Consider the following 832-nt stretch of genomic DNA (forward strand, 5'->3'; position numbering starts at 1 on the left):
AAAGGGCGGTAGGTGGGAATCGAACCCACGCGTGTCGGAACCACAATCCGATGTGTTAACCACTTCACCACTACCGCCATAGCAACATTAACAGGGATAGCAGGAGTTGAACCCGCACCAACGGTTTTGGAGACCGTTGTACTACCATTATACTATATCCCTATGGTGGAGGGGAGTGGATTCGAACCACCGAACCCGAAGGAGCGGATTTACAGTCCGCCGCGTTTAGCCAGACTTCGCTACCCCTNATAAATGGCGCGGGACAGAATCGAACTGCCGACACACGGAGCTTCAATCCGTTGCTCTACCAACTGAGCTACCGAGCCATACCATTTATGTTTTGCTATAGATAAATATTCAATTATGTTGTCATTGACAACAACGGTTCGTACGAGACTCGAACTCGTGACCTCCTGCGTGACAGGCAGGCGTCCTAAACCAACTAGACCAACGAACCAGTCCAATATATTTGGAATGGAGGATACAGGGCTCGAACCTGTGACCTCCTGCTTGTAAGGCAGATGCTCTCCCAACTGAGCTAATCCTCCAAATATAAATGACCCGTACGGGATTCGAACCCATGTTACTGCCGTGAAAGGGCAGTGTCTTAAACCACTTGACCAACGGGTCATAACTATAAGGTATACGGAGAGTAAGGGATTCGAACCCTTGAAACAGGCATTCACCCGTTTACATCATTTCCAATGATGCTCCTTCGGCCAACTCGGACAACTCTCCAAGACCAGTTATAACTCCGAATGTCAGACTCGAACTGACGACAACCTGATTAACAGTCAGGTGCTCTACCAACTGAGCTAATTCGGAATAACGC

General features: G+C 48.7%; 8 tRNA genes. All 8 read right to left on the bottom strand.

The annotated features are described in order from the left end of the window. Window positions 1–4 precede the first annotated feature (4 nt). Window positions 5–77, bottom strand: a tRNA-His gene (locus J3U50_RS01615). 14 nt (window positions 78–91) lie between these two features. Then, window positions 92–162 (bottom strand) — tRNA-Trp (locus J3U50_RS01620). A gap of 91 nt (window positions 163–253) precedes the next feature. Beyond that, window positions 254–326 (bottom strand) — tRNA-Phe (locus J3U50_RS01625). A 56-nt stretch (window positions 327–382) separates the two neighbouring features. Further along, window positions 383–457: transfer RNA gene (locus J3U50_RS01630), tRNA-Asp, on the bottom strand. Between the two features lie 18 nt (window positions 458–475). Next, window positions 476–548: transfer RNA gene (locus J3U50_RS01635), tRNA-Val, on the bottom strand. A 9-nt stretch (window positions 549–557) separates the two neighbouring features. Further along, window positions 558–630: transfer RNA gene (locus tag J3U50_RS01640), tRNA-Glu, on the bottom strand. Between the two features lie 16 nt (window positions 631–646). Next, window positions 647–738, bottom strand: a tRNA-Ser gene (locus J3U50_RS01645). 14 nt (window positions 739–752) lie between these two features. Further along, a tRNA-Asn gene (locus J3U50_RS01650) sits at window positions 753–825 on the bottom strand. Window positions 826–832 lie beyond the last annotated feature (7 nt).

Source organism: Lactobacillus sp. B3795, assembly GCF_026535805.1.
Classification (GTDB): domain Bacteria; phylum Bacillota; class Bacilli; order Lactobacillales; family Lactobacillaceae; genus Apilactobacillus; species Apilactobacillus kunkeei_C.